The organism is Xanthomonas sp. WHRI 8932A (genome assembly GCF_035012785.1).
Classification (GTDB): domain Bacteria; phylum Pseudomonadota; class Gammaproteobacteria; order Xanthomonadales; family Xanthomonadaceae; genus Xanthomonas.
This window is the reverse complement of the sequence record NZ_JAYGQQ010000009.1, coordinates 137,957-155,925: the sequence shown is the minus strand read 5'-3', so window position 1 is coordinate 155,925 and position 17,969 is coordinate 137,957. Positions and strand designations below refer to the sequence as shown.

Annotated in this window: 17 protein-coding genes; 5 read left to right on the top strand and 12 right to left on the bottom strand. The window is 65.4% G+C overall.

What is annotated here, in order from left to right; translation table 11 throughout:
- Positions 1 to 92: 92 nt before the first annotated feature.
- The 6 genes from VC212_RS15905 to efp all read right to left on the bottom strand — a co-directional run bounded on the left by VC212_RS15905 (position 93) and on the right by efp (position 5,114).
- The gene (locus tag VC212_RS15905) at positions 93 to 782 is read right to left on the bottom strand and encodes a phytoene/squalene synthase family protein (protein ID WP_323526327.1); all 690 of its coding nucleotides are present in this window, start codon (positions 780 to 782) and stop codon (positions 93 to 95) included.
- A 28-nt stretch (positions 783 to 810) separates the two neighbouring features.
- On the bottom strand, positions 811 to 1,476 hold the full coding sequence (locus VC212_RS15900) for a phosphoglycolate phosphatase (RefSeq protein WP_323526326.1): 666 nt from the start codon (positions 1,474 to 1,476) through the stop codon (positions 811 to 813).
- Between the two features lie 112 nt (positions 1,477 to 1,588).
- Positions 1,589 to 2,308 carry a bifunctional 2-polyprenyl-6-hydroxyphenol methylase/3-demethylubiquinol 3-O-methyltransferase UbiG gene (gene ubiG / locus VC212_RS15895; RefSeq protein WP_055852321.1) on the bottom strand — a complete coding sequence of 240 codons (720 nt, stop codon included), beginning with the start codon at positions 2,306 to 2,308 and terminating at the stop codon, positions 1,589 to 1,591.
- A 29-nt stretch (positions 2,309 to 2,337) separates the two neighbouring features.
- On the bottom strand, positions 2,338 to 3,675 hold the full coding sequence (locus VC212_RS15890) for a TRZ/ATZ family hydrolase (RefSeq protein WP_323526325.1): 1,338 nt from the start codon (positions 3,673 to 3,675) through the stop codon (positions 2,338 to 2,340).
- A gap of 18 nt (positions 3,676 to 3,693) precedes the next feature.
- Positions 3,694 to 4,542, bottom strand: coding sequence for a hypothetical protein (locus VC212_RS15885; protein WP_323526324.1), 849 nt, complete (start codon positions 4,540 to 4,542; stop codon positions 3,694 to 3,696).
- Positions 4,543 to 4,547: 5 nt separating this feature from the next.
- The gene (gene efp, locus VC212_RS15880) at positions 4,548 to 5,114 is read right to left on the bottom strand and encodes an elongation factor P (RefSeq protein ID WP_055851998.1); all 567 of its coding nucleotides are present in this window, start codon (positions 5,112 to 5,114) and stop codon (positions 4,548 to 4,550) included.
- 101 nt (positions 5,115 to 5,215) lie between these two features.
- On the opposite strand from efp, the gene epmB reads away from it, so the two are divergent.
- A complete protein-coding gene (gene epmB / locus VC212_RS15875) occupies positions 5,216 to 6,244 on the top strand; it encodes an EF-P beta-lysylation protein EpmB (protein WP_323526321.1) in 1,029 nt (342 codons plus the stop codon).
- 96 nt (positions 6,245 to 6,340) lie between these two features.
- On the opposite strand, the gene VC212_RS15870 is transcribed toward epmB, so the two are convergent.
- The 3 genes from VC212_RS15870 to VC212_RS15860 are packed head-to-tail and all read right to left on the bottom strand — an operon-like array spanning position 6,341 to position 10,200.
- Positions 6,341 to 8,458, bottom strand: coding sequence for an EAL domain-containing protein (locus VC212_RS15870; protein WP_055851992.1), 2,118 nt, complete (start codon positions 8,456 to 8,458; stop codon positions 6,341 to 6,343).
- Positions 8,455 to 9,384, bottom strand: coding sequence for a phosphate/phosphite/phosphonate ABC transporter substrate-binding protein (locus VC212_RS15865; protein ID WP_323526318.1), 930 nt, complete (start codon positions 9,382 to 9,384; stop codon positions 8,455 to 8,457). Before VC212_RS15865 ends, VC212_RS15870 begins: the two co-directional genes overlap by 4 nt.
- Before the next feature lie 51 nt (positions 9,385 to 9,435).
- Entirely contained in the window at positions 9,436 to 10,200 is a 765-nt protein-coding gene (locus VC212_RS15860; protein ID WP_115559012.1) for an RNA methyltransferase, read from the bottom strand.
- Positions 10,201 to 10,316: 116 nt separating this feature from the next.
- Here VC212_RS15860 and VC212_RS15855 point away from each other — a divergent pair, with 116 nt between their 5' ends.
- Entirely contained in the window at positions 10,317 to 11,150 is an 834-nt protein-coding gene (locus VC212_RS15855; RefSeq protein ID WP_005994417.1) for an inositol monophosphatase family protein, read from the top strand.
- Positions 11,151 to 11,683: 533 nt separating this feature from the next.
- Here VC212_RS15855 and VC212_RS15850 read toward each other — a convergent pair.
- Positions 11,684 to 12,295, bottom strand: a complete 612-nt coding sequence (locus tag VC212_RS15850; RefSeq protein ID WP_039407641.1) for a superoxide dismutase — start codon at positions 12,293 to 12,295, stop codon at positions 11,684 to 11,686.
- Positions 12,296 to 12,558: 263 nt separating this feature from the next.
- Between VC212_RS15850 and VC212_RS15845 the strand changes: the two genes are divergently transcribed.
- Positions 12,559 to 12,999 carry a ribonuclease gene (locus VC212_RS15845; RefSeq protein ID WP_323526317.1) on the top strand — a complete coding sequence of 147 codons (441 nt, stop codon included), beginning with the start codon at positions 12,559 to 12,561 and terminating at the stop codon, positions 12,997 to 12,999.
- On the top strand, positions 12,996 to 13,421 hold the full coding sequence (locus VC212_RS15840; RefSeq protein ID WP_115527929.1) for a barstar family protein: 426 nt from the start codon (positions 12,996 to 12,998) through the stop codon (positions 13,419 to 13,421). The genes VC212_RS15845 and VC212_RS15840 overlap by 4 nt, the downstream gene beginning before the upstream one ends.
- 190 nt (positions 13,422 to 13,611) lie before the next feature.
- Here VC212_RS15840 and VC212_RS15835 read toward each other — a convergent pair whose 3' ends face one another.
- Positions 13,612 to 15,507 carry an ATP-binding cassette domain-containing protein gene (locus VC212_RS15835; RefSeq protein WP_323526316.1) on the bottom strand — a complete coding sequence of 632 codons (1,896 nt, stop codon included), beginning with the start codon at positions 15,505 to 15,507 and terminating at the stop codon, positions 13,612 to 13,614.
- Between the two features lie 108 nt (positions 15,508 to 15,615).
- Between VC212_RS15835 and dbpA the strand changes: the two genes are divergently transcribed.
- Positions 15,616 to 16,992, top strand: a complete 1,377-nt coding sequence (dbpA, locus tag VC212_RS15830; protein WP_115513177.1) for an ATP-dependent RNA helicase DbpA — start codon at positions 15,616 to 15,618, stop codon at positions 16,990 to 16,992.
- 355 nt (positions 16,993 to 17,347) lie between these two features.
- Here dbpA and VC212_RS15825 read toward each other — a convergent pair whose 3' ends face one another.
- The gene (locus VC212_RS15825; protein ID WP_115513178.1) at positions 17,348 to 17,908 is read right to left on the bottom strand and encodes an adenine phosphoribosyltransferase; all 561 of its coding nucleotides are present in this window, start codon (positions 17,906 to 17,908) and stop codon (positions 17,348 to 17,350) included.
- Positions 17,909 to 17,969: the final 61 nt, after the last annotated feature.

The window sequence follows — 17,969 nt, the reverse complement described above, 5'->3', positions numbered from 1 at the left end:
CCAACACTTCAACGGGCGCACATCCGGCCAACCGGCGGCGCGCACCAGTGCGCTTGCACGGTACGGCCGCCATACGGCCGACGCAGTTACGCTCAGTCCGCGCCGCTGGCCGCGCGCCAGCTATGCCACAACTGCTGCACCGGCGGTGGATAGGCCACCTTGCCGCCCAGCTCGCGCTGCAAGCGCAACCGCGCAAGACGCGACCACACCCGATGCGGCCGTGCCAAGGCCGGCTTGCGTGGCCATGCATGCAACAGCTGCGTGCGCCAGGCCACCGTGGTGACACCGCCAGGCGCGGCGCTATCGCCGGCCACGCGTTGACGTGCATCCAGCCATTGCACCGACACCGCAGTGGCATCGCTTGGCACCGTGCGCGTAAACAGCACCGCTTCCACAGCGACCACTGCCTCGGCAAAGGCCCGTAACTGGTCCAGCGCCTGCTGCAGCGATGCCGGCTGTGCGCGTGCGACCTGCATGGTCGGCAAGGTCTCGGCCAACTGCGCCCACGGCGCGCGCATCGGCTCCAGCACGCGTCCCAACGGATGCCGCGAGCGTTGACTGGACCAATCGCGCAACTCCTGCTGCCACCACGCCAGCTTGGCGTCGGCCGGCAACGGGTCGCCGGGGATATTCATGATGTCCTCCCATTCCTGCAGCAAGGCGAACCAGGCCGCGGTCAGGTGGCGCTGCGCTGCGGGAACGAACGGCTCGGCAACCGACCACTCCGGCCATCGGGTTCGCCACTTATCGAGAAAACTGTCGAGAGCGCTGGATTGGCTCATGGCGGGTCCAGAAATAAGTTCAAAAGAATCAGGTCTGCGGCCATGTGGCCGGATTCCACAGCAGCTGCGGCTGGTCCACCAGCACATCGGCCTGCCAGCGCGCCGGCACATCGTCATGCAGGCGATAGCCCCACAACACCGCCACCGACGGCATGTTGGCCGCGCGCGCCGCGAGAATGTCGCGCTCGTCGTCGCCGACGTAGACGCACTGCGCAGGCGCAACGCCGATGCGTTCGGCGGCGGTCAGCAACGGCAGCGGATGCGGCTTGCGCTCGGGCAAGGTATCGCCGCCGATCAACACGGCACAGCGCTGCTGCCAGCCCAGTTGCGGCAGGATCAAGCGCGCGAGAGATTCGGGCTTGTTGGTGACCACGCCCCAGATGCAGCCGGCCGCTTCCAGCCGCGACAGCAGCGCTTCGACACCATCGAACAGCTGCGAGTGGGTCCCGATCAAGCCTTCGTAGCGACGCAGGAACTCCGGCACCAGGTCGGCGCGCGCAGCGTCATCGAGCTCGGCAAAGGCCACACCCACCATCGCACGCGCGCCTTTGGACACCACCGGTCGCAGCTGCTCCAACGCAATCGGCGCACGCTCGCGTGCCGCAAGCATTGCATTGACCGTGGCCAGCATATCCGGCGCACTGTCCAGCAAGGTGCCATCCAGATCGAACAACGCCGCACGCGGAAAACTCACGCGCCCACCACGAGTGACCAACGACAAGCAGCCGGGCAGGAATCGAAAGACATCAAGATCGCAGCCAACCGCGGTTGTGAATACCGAATCCCAACGCCCCAATTCCCGCCCATCACGGCCTCACCGCATACGCCAGATAATTGACCTCGGTGCGCGAGGACAGCCGCGCACGATTGCGCCACGGCTCGTACAGCATGCCGCTGACGTCTTGCAGCTGCAGTTCGGCGCTGCGCAACCACGCCGCAAGTTCCGATGGCTTGATGAAGTCCTTGTAGTGGTGCGTACCCTTTGGCAGCAGCCGTGCGATGTATTCGGCACCGACCACCGCCAGCGCGAATGCGGCCGGCGTGCGGTTGAGCGTGGACAGGAACAGCTTGCCGCCCGGCTTGAGCAGGCTGGCGCAGGCACGGATGATCGCGGTCGGGTCCGGCACGTGTTCGAGCATTTCCATGCAGGTCACCGCATCGAAACTGCCCGGCTGCTCGGCTGCCAGGTCTTCCACCGACTGCACGCGGTAATCCACCTGCACGCCCGATTCCAGGCTGTGCAGCCGGGCGACTTTCACCAGCTCCGGTGCCAGATCGATTGCGGTGACCTGCGCGCCCAGGCGCGCCATCGACTCGCTGAGCAAGCCGCCACCGCAGCCGACATCCAGCACCCGTGCGCCGGCCAATTCCTGGCGTGCGGACACGTACGCAAGACGCACCGGGTTGAGCGCATGCAGCGGCTTCTGCGGGCCGTCGGCGTCCCACCAGCGGTTGGCCAGCGCGGCGAATTTATCCAGCTCTGACTGATGAAAATTGCTGGAGGTGGATTGAGTCGTGGGATTCATGCGGAACTCCGGGATGCGATGACGCGCGATCAGGCGCGGACGGTGCGGATGCGTTCGCGCCATTGCCGCGCATTGGCGACCAGGGCAGCGGTATCCATGTCGATCAGCTCGCGCTGCACCAGCTTGGGCTTGCCGGCGATCCACACATCGGTGACCTGATGACGGCCGGCGGCGTAGATCAATTGCGACAGCACATGATGCAGCGGCTGGGTCTCCAGCGCAGACAGATCCACGCAGACCAGATCGGCCTGTTTGCCGATTTCGATCGACCCAATCTTGTCGCCGAAGCCCAACGCACGCGCGCCGCCCAACGTGGCCGCGCGCAAGGTGGTGGCCGCATCCAGCGCGGTGGCATCGTTGGCCACGGCCTTAGCCAGGATCGCGGCAGTGCGGTTTTCGCTGAACATATCCAGATCGTTGTTGCTGGCGCAGCCGTCGGTGCCGATGGCCAAGTTCACCCCAGCGCGTTGCAATGCGCAGGCCGGGCAGAAGCCCGACGCCAGCTTGAGGTTGGACTCGGGGCAATGCACCACGCTGACGCCGCGTTCGGCGCACAGATGGATTTCTGCCTCGGTGAGCTGGGTCATGTGCACAGCGATCAGGCGGTCGTTGACCAGGCCCAACCGATCCAGCCGTGCCAGCGGGCGCTGGCCGTACTGCTTCACCGAATCGGCCACTTCCTGCGCGGTTTCATGCGTGTGCAGATGCACCGGGATGTCCAGCTGATCTGCGAGCATGCGCACGCGTTCGAAGTTGGCGTCATTCACCGTATACGGCGCATGCGGTGCGAACGCGGTGCCGATCAACGGATCGTCGCGCCATTGGTCGTGCAGCTCGCCGGCCCGCGCGAAGTATTCGTCGTCCGACGATGCCCACGCGGTGGGGAAATCGATGATCACCGCACCGACCAGCGCACGGAAACCGTGTTGCTTGTAGACCGCCGCCTGCACATCGGCAAAGAAGTAGTTTTCGTTAACGCAGGTGGTGCCGCCGCGCAGCATCTCGGCGATGGCGAGCGTGGTGCCGTCGGCCACGAACTCAGGCCCGATCACCGCCGCTTCCACCGGCCAGATGTGCTGCTGCAGCCACACCATCAGTGGCAGATCGTCGGCAATGCCGCGCAGCAGCGTCATCGGGTTATGCGTATGCGCATTGACCAGACCCGGCATCAGCGCCGCCTCCGGGCGCGAGACGGTTTGCTTCGGCGCAAACCGGGCGCGTGCTTCGGCAGTCGGCAGGATCGCCACGATGACGCCGCTGCTGACCGCCACCGCGTGGTTTTCGAGCACCACCGCATGCGGTTCGATCGGCACCACGTAACCGGCTTCGATCAACAGGTCGCACGCTTCGGGAGGGGCATTGGTCATGAGCGTATCCATAAAGGGTTAGTTGTCGAACGGCCAGCTGCGATCGCCACCGGCCACAGGCACATAGCGCTGGCCGTTGTAGCGCAGCACCTGGCGCACGCGACGGGTGCGTTCGGTATCGGTGTCGCTGCCAGCGGTGCTCTCCGTGGTAGCGACGTTGGCTGTCAGCACGATGTCCGCATAGCCGGCATGTGCCTGCGGCGCCATGCTCAGGCTCAGATTGGCGACTTCGGTGATGACATCGCTCCTGCCCATCGTGCACGGCTCGCCTTCCACACGTTGCCAGGCATAGAGATCGCGTTGCAGCACCTGGCGCAAGTTGCGCCCCTCGCGTACCAGCAAGGTCAATGCCTGATTGCTGTAAAAATCCGGGCAGCTGGGCCCACGCGCAGCGCTATGCACCACCACGCCGATCGCGCGCACGCCTTTGGCCAGGTCATAGCGCGCCGTATCCAGGCGCAGGCTGTCGGCAGCAAGTTCGAAGGCGGCGTCCTCGCCCATTTCCTGCGCATAAAACGCCAGCACCTTACCGCTGGCGGCATCGAGCATCGCCACGCGCAACTCAAGGTCGCGCTCGCCAGCTACGGTCTGAGCGTCGCCGGCAAACGCGATTGCTGCCAGCCGGATGGCTGGATCGTTCGGCCACGGCTTGCAGGTCTGGGCCACTGCACGCTCGACCGGCACCGTGGCGGCATCGCCGCCCACGACACCGGAGGTTGCAATGGCCGCAACGGCGGCCACGTCACCGGCGTCGCAGGTTGCGGCGGCCGATTGCGCAAAGGCCGGGGACGCTACGAGCGCAGCCCACAGCCCCACCAGGACACCGGCACTGCGTACCACTCGAACAGACAGGCGTCGCGGGCGCATCCGGCTTACTTGACGCGCGCCGAATATTCGCCCGAACGCGTATCGACCTTGATGATTTCGTCCTGATTGACGAACAACGGCACGCGCACCACCGCACCGGTTTCCAGCGTGGCCGGCTTGCCGCCGCCGCCCGAGGTATCGCCGCGCACGCCCGGGTCGGTCTCGGTGATCTTCAGCTCGACGAAGTTCGGCGGCTGCACCCAGATCGGCGCGGAATTCCACAACGTCACGATGCAGTCTTCTTCGCCCTTGAGCCACTTCTCCGCGCCGCCCATGCCGGCCTTGTCGGTCTGCACCTGCTCGAAGGTTTCCGGGTCCATGAAGTGCCAGTACTCGCCATCGCTGTACAGGTAGCGCATGTCGGTATCGACCACGTCGGCCACTTCCAGGTCATCGGTCGCCTTCATGGTCATTTCGACCACGCGGCCGGACCTGATGAAGCGGTACTTCATGCGGGTGAAGGCCTGGCCCTTGCCCGGCTTGACGTATTCGGTCTCGGTGATGACCGCCGGCTCATTGTTGACCAGGATCTTCATGCCGTTCTTGACGTCGTTCATGCCAACAGTGGCCATGGTGCAGCTCCTCGATAAGACCACGACCCGCCACACGGTGGCCGGTCGGATTAGAATGGGGCGCCCGCCGCAACCGGCGGGCATTGGTTTTGTGACCGCACATGATAACCGCAGCCCCCGTCGCCTTACAGCCATCCCCGCCCTCCACCCTGCAGCCGCCGCGCTGGCAGCAGCAGTGGCGCGATGCCGTGCGCGACCCGCGCGCATTGCTGGAACTGTTGGGCCTGGACGCGCAAGCGGCCGGCATCAGTGCAGACGCGGCCGCGCAGTTTCCGCTGCGCGTCCCGCAGGCCTTCGTGGCGCGGATGCGGCACGGCGACCTAGACGACCCGCTGCTACGGCAGGTGCTGCCGCTGGATGCAGAAATGCAGCCGGTGCCAGGCTTCGGCCTGGATGCGGTGGGCGATGCCGCCGCCAAGACGGCCGCCGGGGTGATCCAGAAATACCGCGGCCGCGCCCTGCTGATCGCCACCGGCAGTTGCGCGGTGCACTGCCGCTACTGCTTCCGTCGCCACTTCCCGTACGCAGAAGAAACTGCCGCGCGCGACGGCTGGCGTAAGGCGGTGGAGGCGATCGCTGCCGACCCGGACATCGACGAAGTGCTGCTGTCCGGCGGCGACCCGCTGTCGCTGGCCACGCCCAAACTGGTCGAACTCACCGACGCCCTGGCCGCCATCCCACACCTCAAGCGGCTGCGCATCCACAGCCGCCTGCCGGTGGTGTTGCCCGCACGCGTGGACGCGCCCCTGCTGGCCTGGCTGCGCAGCCTGCCGTGGCCGGTGGCGTTTGTGATCCACGCCAACCACGCCAACGAATTCGATGCCGACGTGGACGGCGCCATGCACGCCTTGCGCGATGCCGGGGTGCAACTGCTCAATCAGGCGGTGCTGCTGCGTGGCATCAACGACAGCGTGGACGCGCTGGCCGCGTTGAGCGAACGCAGCTTTGCCGCCGGCGTGCTGCCTTACTACTTGCATCAGCTCGATCGCGTAGCGGGCGTAGCGCATTTCGAAGTGGACGATGCCCACGCACGCGCCCTGCATGCGGAACTGGCCACGCGCCTGTCCGGCTATCTGGTCCCGCGCCTGGTACGCGAAATCCCCGGCGACACCGGCAAACGGCCGTTGTAATCAACCAACTCAAGCAGTGCAGCGTAGGAGCGCATCCGGGCGCGACGAAGCCTTACCGATAACGCCCCACCGCCCCCAGGTGCCCTCCTACGGTGCTCAGCCCGCCGCGATCAGCTTGACCATATCGGCCGGGCTCAAGGGCCTGCTGAACCAGTAGCCCTGCCCCAGATCGCAGCCGCGCTCGCGCAACAGGTTGAACTGCGCCTCTTGCTCGATGCCTTCAGCGACTACGGTGATTCCCAGCGAGTGGGCCATGTTGATGATGGCCGTGGTCAGCGCCAGATCGTCCGGGTCGCGCTGCAGGTCGGCGATGAAGCTCTTGTCGATCTTGACCCCATCCACCGGCACCTGGCGCAAATGGCTCAACCCGGAGAAGCCGGTGCCGAAGTCGTCCAGCCACACCTTCACACCGGTGCGGTGCAGCTGATCGAGCAGGCTGGCGGCCATCATCTCGTCGCCAATCACCGCCGTCTCGGTCAGTTCCAGATGCAGGCGCGCGGCAGGCAACCCGGACTCGGCCAGGCACTCGGCCACGGTGTCGATCAGATCGCCGCTGCGCAACTGCCGCGGCGACACGTTGACCGAAATAAACAGGCCCTCGCCCACTTCCGGCCACTGCGCGGCTTCCAGGCAGGCTGCGCGCAGCACCTTGGGGCCGATCATCTCGATCAACCCGCTCTGCTCGGCAATATCGATAAACGTCGATGGCGCAATCGTGCCCAGCGCCGGGTGCTGCCAACGCAGCAGCACCTCCACGCCCACCAGCAGCCGGTCGCTGGTGCGGTAGATCGGCTGATACACCAGCCGCAACTCGTCGCGCTCCCAGGCGCCGCGCAGCTCGTGCTCCATATGCACGCGACGCTCCACCGCATGGTCGGCCGCGCGGCTGTAGAAGCGGTGGCAGTTTTTGCCGGCGACCTTGGCCTGGTACATCGCGATGTCGCCGTTCTTCAGTAGCGCGGTGGCATCGTTGGCATCGTCGGGGAACAGCGTGATGCCGATCGAGGTGCCCAGGAACACTTCGCGGCCCTGCACGTTCAACGGGCGGCTCAATTCATGCACCAGGCGGTCCGCCAGCTGTGCAGCGAGCAGGGTGACATCGCCGCTTTGCAGCAGGATCACGAACTCGTCGCCACCGAAGCGCGCCAGGATCGCATCGTCGCCACCCAGCGCAGAAACCGCGCGACTGATCCGGCTGGCGAACTGCAACAAGGCCTCGTCGCCCGCTTCATGACCAAGCGTATCGTTGACGCGCTTGAAGTCGTCGATATCCGCAAACAGCAGCGCCAGCTTGCTATTGCTGCTGCGCGCGGTATTGAGCAGGTAGTCCAGACCTTCGCGAAAACCCAGGCGGTTGGTCAGCCCGGTCAGCGCATCGGTGTAGGCCATATGACGCACTTCGCGGTCGTGCCGGGCAATGCTTTCGCTCATGCGGCCGAATGCGGAAATCAGCTCGCCAATCTCGTCGTTACGCGGATGCGGCGGCAATTGCACGGCGTAGTCGCCGCGCTCGATCTGCCGCGCCGCCGCCGCCAACAGCCGCACCGGCGCCACCAGCGTGCGTTGCACATAGATCGCCAGCAGCACGCCCAGCGCCACCAACGCGGCCAGCAGCACCAGCAACCAGCCCAGATCGCGCTTGCCGATCGCATTGAGGTTCTGCACCAGGGTCAGATTGGCGCCCGACTCGATCTTGCGCACCCGCTCGCGCGACATGCCCACGCGCACCCCGCCGATGCGCTGATCGCCGATCTTGATCGGCACCGTCACGTCCAGCACCTCGGGCGAGGATTGCAGCAGCATCGCCTGCGCGGTCACCGCCTTGGCCGCGAGCGGGTCGTCCATGCGCTGACCGTAGCGCTGCAGATTGGGCGTGCCGTCGTGCACCAACAGGCCACGCCGATCGAACACCAGCACATACGTCACCACCTGCTGGCGCGAGGCATTGCGCACCAGCGCGCCTACCGCCCCCAGGTCGGAGTAATACAGCGGATTGGCCAAGCCGGAGGCAAGTTCGGTCGCCAGCGTCTCGCCGCGGGTGCGCAGGCTGCGATCGAACAGCTCGTGCAGGATCTGTGCGCTGAGCCCGCGCACCTCGCGCTGCATCGCACTCTGGCGCTGCAGCAGCGACGCCAGGATCGCGCCGACCAACAGCAAGGTCAGCGCCATGACCAACAGGAAACGTGCCTGCAACCCGAAGCGCACCTGGCTCATTCGATTTCATCCCTGACGTGCCGCAAGCCGGCGCTCAACGCATCCAGACGCCTGCGACTGCTGCCATCCAGCGGGTGAAACGCGGTGGTGCCGAAAAAGCGCTTGAGCGCCGGTCCGGCCTGCGGGTCGGATGCTGCCTGCAGCAACACCACGCGCAGGCGACGCTCCACTGCCGGGTCCATGCCGGAGCGCACCATTTCCACTGCACGCGGCACCGGCGCGCTGCGGTACACGATACGGAAATCGCGTTTGAACACCGGCGGCAGATGCCGCTCGTCGTCCCAATCGAGATTACTGAAGGCCCCGGCATCGATCAGGCGCTTGTGCACGAACGCAGCGACATTCAACTTGGAGCCGACCATCAGATAGCCCACCGAGCCCGGCACCTGAGGGTCGTCGGGCGACAGCAGCACATCGCAGGCGATGCCGTTGCGCATCAACTCCAGCATCGGCACCAGATAACCACTGGTGGAGGACGCAGTCTGCAATGCCAGGCTATGCCCGCGCAGTTGTGTGAGCGACTGGATCGGGCTGTCGCGGCGCACGAAAAAAACCGTGTGGAACTCGCGCACGCCGCCACGTTCGGTCATCAGCAACGGGTGCGCGCCGCCGCGCCGCTCCAGCAACATCGCCGCACCGGTGGTCTCGCTGACCCAGTCGACCCGGCCACGCCGCAGATAGCTGGACATCTGGCGCGCATCCGGCGCCATCAGGATCTCGCCACGACGAATGCCCACCTCGCGCATGCGCGGCACCACATAGTCCAGCAGTGGCTTGAGTTGATCGTAATGCGTGGCGGGGTCATCGCTGATCCGCCCGAGCACCAATACCGAGGAGGGCGCTGCCGCAGCCGTCGCGGCCAAGCCTGCCCCGGCCACCAGCCAGCAGGCAATCAGACACCATTGTAGACCGCGCAAAACGGACACTCCCCTAGAGCCGCGGACAGCCTAGCCGAATCTGTGAAGATGTGACAGACGTCAGTTTCCGGCACGCTTGGCCAGCATCGCCATGCGCTGCGCATCGGACAGGATGCCGCGGATCAGCCGCACCTCCTGCTCGGTCATTTCCGCGCGCAACAACAGCCGCCGCAACTTGCGCATCGCCGACTCCGGCGCGCGGCCCTTGTGGAAGTCGATCTCGTCCAGGGTTTCGCCAAACTGGCCGAACATGCCTTCCAGCTGCGCATGGCTGGCCGGCCCGTCGCGCAGGCCGGCGGCGGCGGCCGGTGCTGGCTCGGCCTCGCCGGCGGCCAGCTGTGCCAGCCGTACTTCGTAGGCAAGCACCTGCACCGCCGCCGCCAGATTGAGTGAACTGAACTGCGGGTCGGACGGGATATGCACCGCCGCGTGGCAGAGCTGCAATTCGTCGTTGGTCAGGCCGGTGCGCTCGCGGCCGAACACGAACGCCACTTCGGCCGGCTCGCTCGCCTTGGCCAAGGCCCGCTGCGCGCCTTCGTCCGGCAGCAACTCTTCCAAGGCCACCCGACGCGCGCGCGCCGTGCAGCCGATCACCAGCGTGCAGTCGGCTACCGCCTCGCCCAGCGTGGCGAACAGCGGCGCATCGCCCAACACGTCCTCGGCGCCGGCCGAGCGCCGATACGCGTCTTCATCGAGTGCGCGTTCGGGCGCCACCAGTACCAGCCGCGAGATACCCATGGTCTTCATCGCACGCGCGGCGGCGCCGATGTTGCCTGGATGCTGGGTACCGACAAGAACAAAACGGATGCGCTGGCTGACGGACATGAACGGAGATTGGGGAGCTATTCGGTCGTAGATGGTAAACTGCGCGGCCGGCTTTGGTGCCGGACCGCTCTTTTACCTTCGCCATTTTCGATTCTGCCTTCACGGGAGCTTTAACCATGCAGAAACCCGCCGTCACCGTCATGGTCAAAGCCGCCCGCCTCGCCGGCAATGTGCTGTTGCGTGGTATCAACAAGCTGGATGCACTCAACGTGGTGCAGAAGGGCCGCATGGACTACGCCAGCGAAGTCGATGCCGATGCCGAAAAAGTCATCATCAAGGAACTCAAGCGCGGTTACCCCGAGTACGCGGTGTTCGGTGAAGAAGGCGGCGTGCAGGGCGGCAAGAGTGGCCGCTACACCTGGGTCATCGACCCGCTGGACGGCACCAGCAACTACCTGCGCGGGTTTCCGCATTACTGCGTGTCGATCGCGCTGGTGGAAAACGGCGAACCGACCGACGCGGTGATCTTCGACCCGCTGCGCAACGAGCTATTCACGGCCAGCCGGGGCGCCGGCGCGGTGCTCAACGACCGCCGTATCCGCATTGCCGAGCGCAAGGATCTGGAAGGCGCGATGATCCATACCGGCTTCCCGCCGCGTGAGCGCGCACGGATCAGTGCGCAGCTGAAGTGCGTAGATGCGGTGCTGGTGCAGGCCGAGGACGTGCGCCGCACAGGCTCGGCCGCGCTGGATCTGGCCTACGTGGCCTGCGGACGCGCCGATGCCTACTTTGAAGCCGGCGTCAAAGCCTGGGACATCGCGGCCGGCGTGCTGCTGGTGCGCGAAGCAGGTGGCCGCGTCTGCGACTACAAGGGCGCCACCCCGCCGCGCATGGACAACATGGGCCCGGAAACCCAGCAGATCGTGGCCGGCAACATCAAGATCAGCGACGCACTACAGAAGGTCATCGTCAACACCGGCTACGCCCGCGAGTTCGACGCCAAGTTCTGATTGCCGCTCCAGCAATCGTAGGAGCGCACCCGGGCGCGACCGAAGCTTCCCACCAGAAAGCCCCTCGCGCCCAGGTGTGCTCCTACATGACAGACCGCAGCAAACGCAGAAGGCCGGGATCGCTCCCGGCCTTCTTGCGTTACAGCGGCAACACCGACTACCCAGGAAAATTCGACGCCAAGTTCTGATTGCCGCTCCGGCAATCGTAGGAGCGCACCCGGGCGCGACCGAGCTTTCCACCAGAAAGCACCTCGCGTCCAGGTGCGCTCCTACATGACAGACCGCAGCAAACGCAGAAGGCCGGGAACGCTCCCGGCCTTCTTGCGTTACAGCGGCAACACCGACTACCCAGGAAAGTTCGACGCCAAGTTCTAATTGCCGCTCCAACAATCGTAGGAGCGCACCCGGGCGCGACCGAGCTTCCCACCAGAAAGCCCCTCGCGCCCAGGTGCGCTCCTACATGACAGACCGCAGCAAACGCAGAAGGCCGGGATCGCTCCCGGCCTTCTTGCGTTACAGCGTCAGCTTGAAACTCAGGCGATCGCAGCGTGGTAGCGGCGCTCGACTTCGTCCCAGTTGACCGCGTTGTAGAACGCGCCGATGTATTCCGGGCGGCGGTTCTGATACTTCAGGTAGTAGGCGTGTTCCCACACGTCCAGGCCCAGAATCGGGGTATTGCCTTCGAACAGCGGGCTGTCCTGGTTGGCGGTGCTTTCCACCACCAGCTTCTTGTCCGGGGTCACGCTCAGCCATGCCCAGCCCGAGCCGAAGCGGCTGACAGCAGCCTTTGTGAAGGCTTCCTTGAACTTCTCGAAACCACCGATGTCCTTGTCGATCGCCTTGGCGACCTCGCCCTTGGGCTCGCCGCCGCCGTTGGGCGACAACACGGTCCAGAACAGCGAATGGTTGGCGTGGCCACCACCGTTGTTGCGCACCGGGCCCTGCAGGTTTTCCGGCAGGCTCTTCAGCTTGGACACCAACTCGTCGATCGGCAGGTCGGCGTACTCGGTCCCTTCCAGCGCCGCGTTGACGTTGTTGATGTAGGTCTGGTGATGCTTGGTGTGATGGATTTCCATCGTCTGCGCATCGATGTTCGGTTCCAGCGCGTCGTAGGCGTAGGGCAACTGCGGAAGGGTGTAGGCCATGCGTGTCTCCTGGACTTGCCGCCCGGCGAAGACCGGGCGTTGCGGGGTAGATGGTAAGGACGCCGACGGCGCTTACCAAGGGCAGCGGCAGGGAAACTTCATCCCATTGCATCGGGTGCCACGCCCTGTTGGCTGCACACCTTGCACCAGCCCCCGGTTACTTGGATGTGAATCGCGAAGGCGCCCTGCCGCGTTCAAAGTCGACACAGTCGCGCAGCGGCATACTTGCTCTGCCGCACACTCTTCGTTTCTGGATCGTCTTCATGCGCAAGCCCGCTTTGCTGATCGTCGCCATCGTGCTGCTCGTTGCCGGCTTATGGGGCATGCGGACGCTGCAGACGCCCAAGCCGCAGTTTGCGCCACAGCTCAACGCACCGAGCGCTGCAGCACCGCCAGCGCGTCAGGTGCCGCACTTGCCGGCCTTTTTGCCGACCGAAGCCATGGCCACCATCGTCCTGATCCAGCGCGGCGGGCCGTTTCCGTATCCGCAGGATGGCGGCGTGTTCGGCAATCGCGAACACCGGCTACCGGAGCATCCGCGCGGCTATTACCGCGAATACACCGTCGACACACCCGGCAGCGCCGATCGCGGCGCACGGCGCATCGTCACCGGCGGCACCCCGCCGCAAACCTGGTACTACAGCGACGATCATTACCAAACCTTCAAATCATTCCAGGGCCCGACACCGGAGCAGGCGCCATGAGCGCGGGCGACTTTGCACTGGACCTGTCCGACCCGCAGCAATCTGGCGTGTATCAAGCCGACACCGACGATCTGGACACCATGGCAGCGCTGGCGCGCGATGCCGGCTTGCGCATCCTGCGCGTGGATCTGGCCACCTGCAGCGACAAGCGCATGCTGTTGATGCGCCTGGCCACCCAACTGGATTTCCCCGCCAGCTTCGGCCGCAACTGGGATGCATTGAGCGATGCGCTGCGCGATCTGGCCTGGCTGCCCTCCCCGCGCGGCTATGCGTTGTTGATCGACGGCGCCGAGGCATTGGCGCAGGCAGCGCCGAATGAGCGCGATACCTTGCTGGATATTCTCGATGAAGCCGCCACTGCCTGGGCCGCTCGCGGGCTCACATTTGCAGCATTTGTGGCGCCTGCGAGTGCTTGCGATTGAGGACGGCTAACAAACCCTCTCGAACGCTGTTGCGATGGCGGCAACGTCTTGGCCACAAATGACGCAATGGTGGGTTAGAGCGATCAAAGACTGATGGGACCACGAAGCAGGCCGCGCCCATCTCGCGATGCGTGTTTGCCGCGCCTACCAACCCACAAGACCGGCACGCAGTCGCGCGCCGGTCCGGCAATCAACTATCCAGCTCGCTCCAGCGCGCGAACGCCGCATCCAGCTGCGCCTGCGCATCTCCCAGCGCGGCGGTATGCGCGGCCATCGCTGCGCTGTCGCGCTGATAGAAGGCCGGGTCGTTCATTGCATTGGTGAGCGCTGCGACCTGCTGCTCCAGGCTGTCGATCAAGGCCGGCAACTGCTCCAGTTCGCGCGCATCCTTGTAGCTGAGCTTGCGCTTGGGCGCGGCATCTACCGCTGGCACCGCAACCGCAACGGGCGTGGTCGCCGCAGCCGTCGCCGAGGCCTTGGCGACTGCCATCGCATTGGTCGCCGGCGTACGCCGCTGACGCAACGAATCGCTATAACCGCCGACGTAATCGCCGATCAGGCCATCGCCTTCCATCACCAGCGTCGAGGTCACCACGTTGTCGAGGAAGTCGCGGTCATGGCTGACCAGCAGCAAGGTGCCGGTGTATTCGCCAAGCAACTCTTCCAGCAGCTCGAGCGTTTCCACGTCCAGATCGTTGGTCGGTTCGTCCATCACCAGCAGGTTGGACGGCTGCGCAAACAACCGCGCCAGCAGCAGGCGATTGCGCTCGCCACCGGACAGCCGCGTGATCGGCGCGCGTGCGCGCTCGGGCGTGAACAGGAAGTCCTGCAGATACGCATGCACATGCTTGCGCTTGCCATTGATCTCCAGGAAATCGCGGCCTTCGGCCACGTTTTCGATGGCGCTCCAATCCTCGCGCAGGGTTGAGCGGTATTGGTCGAAATACGCAATCTGCAGATTGGTACCGATGCGAATTTCGCCTTCCTGCGCCTGCAGATCGCCCAGCAACAACTTGAGCAAGGTGGTCTTGCCGCTACCGTTGGGGCCGATCAAACCGATGCGATCGCCACGCTGGATGATGGTCGAAAAGTCCTTGACCATCGTGCGCGCACCGAACGCAAAGCCGACCTCCTTGGCCTCGATCACCTTCTTGCCGGACGACTCGCCCTGCGAGACTTCCATGCGCACATTGCCGGTCAGGTCGCGACGCTGCACGCGCTCGTTGCGCATCGATTCCAGACGCCGCACACGGCCTTCGTCGCGGGTACGACGCGCCTTGATGCCCTGGCGGATCCAGACTTCTTCCTGTGCCAGCATCTTGTCGAAGCGCGCATTTTCCTGCGCCTGCGCATTGAGCCGTTCTTCGCGACGCCGCTCGTAGTTGGCCCAGTCGCCCGGCCAGCTGGTGACCTGGCCACGATCGATTTCGACGATGCGGGTCGCCAACGCACGCAGAAAGCGCCGGTCATGGGTCACGAACAGCACGCTGCCGCTCCAGTTCTTCAGGAACGACTCCAGCCAATCGATCGCTTCGATATCCAGATGGTTGGTCGGCTCGTCCAGCAGCAGCACATCCGGCGAGGACACCAGCGAGCGCGCCAGCAACACGCGGCGCTTCATGCCGCCGGACAGACGCGCAAACTCCGCATCGCCGTCCAGTTCCAGCTTGGTCAGGGTCTCGGTGACGCGCTGATCCAGCGCCCAACCATCGGCCGCGTCGATCTTAGCCTGCACCTTGCCAAATGCATCGGCATCGAACACTTCGGCATGGCTGAGCTGATGGAACTCGGCCAGCCAGTGACCCAGTTCGCCCAGGCCATCGGCCACCACGTCGAACACGCTGCCGCCGGTACCCTGCGGCACCTCCTGCTCCAGCCGTGCGATGCGCACGCCCTGCTGCACGCGCACTTCGCCGTCGTCGGGCCTGAGCTCGCCGGCGATCAGTTTCATCAAGGTCGATTTGCCGGCGCCGTTGCGGCCGATCAGGGCGATACGCTCGCCCGGCTCGATCGTGAGGTCGGTTTTTTCCAGCAACAAGGGGCCGCCGACGCTGTAGTCGACGCTTTGCAGAGTGATTAAAGGCATGCGCCAATTGTACGGGAATCGGGAATGGTGAATCGGGAATGGAAAAAGCCGCAGCCACTACCTTTGCGATTCCCGATTCCCACTCCCGATTCCCGGCTAAAATGTGCCATGAACGAATTCTCCGCGCTGCCGCTGTCGCCGGCCCTGGCCCCCGGCATCGACGCCCTTGGCTACACCGTCCTTACTCCCATCCAGGCGCAGAGCCTGCCGCCGATCCTGCAGGGGCTGGACGTCATCGCCCAGGCGCCGACCGGTAGCGGCAAGACCGCCGCGTTCGGGCTGGGCCTGCTGCAGAAGCTCGACCCTGCCTTGACCCGTGCGCAGGCGCTGGTGCTCTGCCCCACCCGCGAACTGGCCGACCAGGTCGGCAAGCAGCTGCGCAAGCTGGCCACCGGCATCCCCAACATGAAGCTGGTGGTGCTCACCGGCGGCATGCCGCTGGGCCCGCAGCTGGCATCGCTGGAAGCGCACGACCCGCAAGTAGTGGTCGGCACGCCCGGCCGGATCCAGGAACTGGCCCGCAAGCGCGCGCTGCATCTGGGCGGCGTACGCACGCTGGTGCTGGACGAAGCCGACCGCATGCTCGACATGGGGTTCGAAGAACCCATCCGCGAAATCGCCAGCCGCTGCGACAAACACCGCCAGAGCCTGCTGTTTTCGGCCACCTTCCCGGACATCATCCGCACCTTGGCGCGCGAGATCCTGAAGGACCCGATCGAAATCACCGTCGAAGGTGCCGACAACGCGCCCGAAATCGATCAGCAGTTCTTCGAGGTCGACCCGACCTATCGGCAGAAGGCCGTCGCCGGCCTGCTGCTGCGCTTCAATCCCGAATCCAGCGTGGTGTTCTGCAATACCCGCAAGGAAGTGGATGAAGTGGCCGGCTCGCTGCAGGAGTTCGGTTTCTCCGCACTCGCGCTGCATGGCGACATGGAACAGCGCGACCGCGATGAAGTGCTGGTGCGCTTCGTCAACCGCAGCTGCAATGTGCTGGTGGCCAGCGACGTGGCCGCACGCGGGCTGGACGTGGAAGACCTGGCGGCCGTGGTCAATTACGAGCTGCCCACCGATACCGAAACCTACCGCCACCGCATCGGCCGCACCGCCCGCGCCGGCAAGCGTGGGCTTGCGCTCAGCCTGGTGGCCTCACGCGAAACAGCGCGCGCGCAGGCGCTAGAAGCCGAACAAGGCCAGCCGCTGAAGTGGTCGCGTGCACCGTTGGCGACCGCGCGCCCGGCGCAGCTGCCGCAGGCGGCGATGACCACATTGCGGATCGACGGCGGCAAGACCGACAAGCTGCGTGCCGGCGACATCCTGGGCGCGCTCACCGGTGAAGCCGGACTGTCGGGCGCGGCCATCGGCAAGATCGCCATCTACCCCACCCGCTCCTACGTCGCCATCGCGCGCGCGCACGTCGCCAAGGCCCTGGCGCATCTGCACGCGGGCAAGATCAAGGGACGCCGGTTCCGGGTCAGCAAGCTCTAAATAGCAGTCGTAGCGTGCGCGAGCGCACGAACCTGGATGCGGCGTTGGCCGAGTTCAGCGAGTCTCCCGCGACAGATAAGGCGGCCGGTGCAATGCCGGCCGCATGCGAGGCTTTGCTGGCGTTACGCCGATGCGTGCACTTGCTCGTAGCATTGACTGCCGCGATACACGATTCGGCGCCGCCAACAACCGGTAGCGCGCAGTTCTGGGCAGGCACCAGAGCATGGCCGAGAGCTGCGATGCAGATGCATTCGCGGTGCACCCCGAGGGCCATTGCGCCTGCCTGCTGGCAAGCGCACTCCGAACACCCACCGCGCCTATTTACCGGCAAGCGCGCTAGGTCAGGCGGTCGACCTCAGTAAGCCAAGGTCGCTAGCAGCGGCACATCGTTGACCCACTTCGCGCGGCCCTGCAGTGCTTTCAGCTCGACGAGCACCGCCGCGCCGACGATTTCCAGCTCCAGCTGTGCGGCCAGGCTCAGCGCAGCACGCAACGTGCCGCCGGTGGCCAGCACGTCGTCGACAATCAGCACACGCGCGCCGCGTGGCAATGCGTCTTCGTGCATTTCGATGCGATCGGTGCCGTATTCCAGGGCATATTCCTGGATCAGGGTGCGCCCCGGCAGCTTGCCCGGCTTGCGGACCGGCACGAACCCGGTACGCAGTTCGCGCGCCAAGGCCGCGCCCAGGATGAAGCCGCGCGCTTCGATACCCAGCACCGCGTCCAGCGGCGTGGTGCGCCAGGGCTGCGCCATCTCATCCAGCGCAGAAGCGAAATCCGGGCCATCGGACAGCAGCGGCGTGATGTCCTTGAAGACGATGCCCGGCTTGGGGAAATCGCCGATGTCGCGAATCCGTTCCGACCAGTGATTGGGGCCGGAGGAGTTGGTGCCGGCGCAGCGGGTGCAGTCTGTCATGGTGGAATGGCGTCGTTGCCGGTGGGGACCGCCCTATTCTAGGCTGCGCAGCGCTTGACGC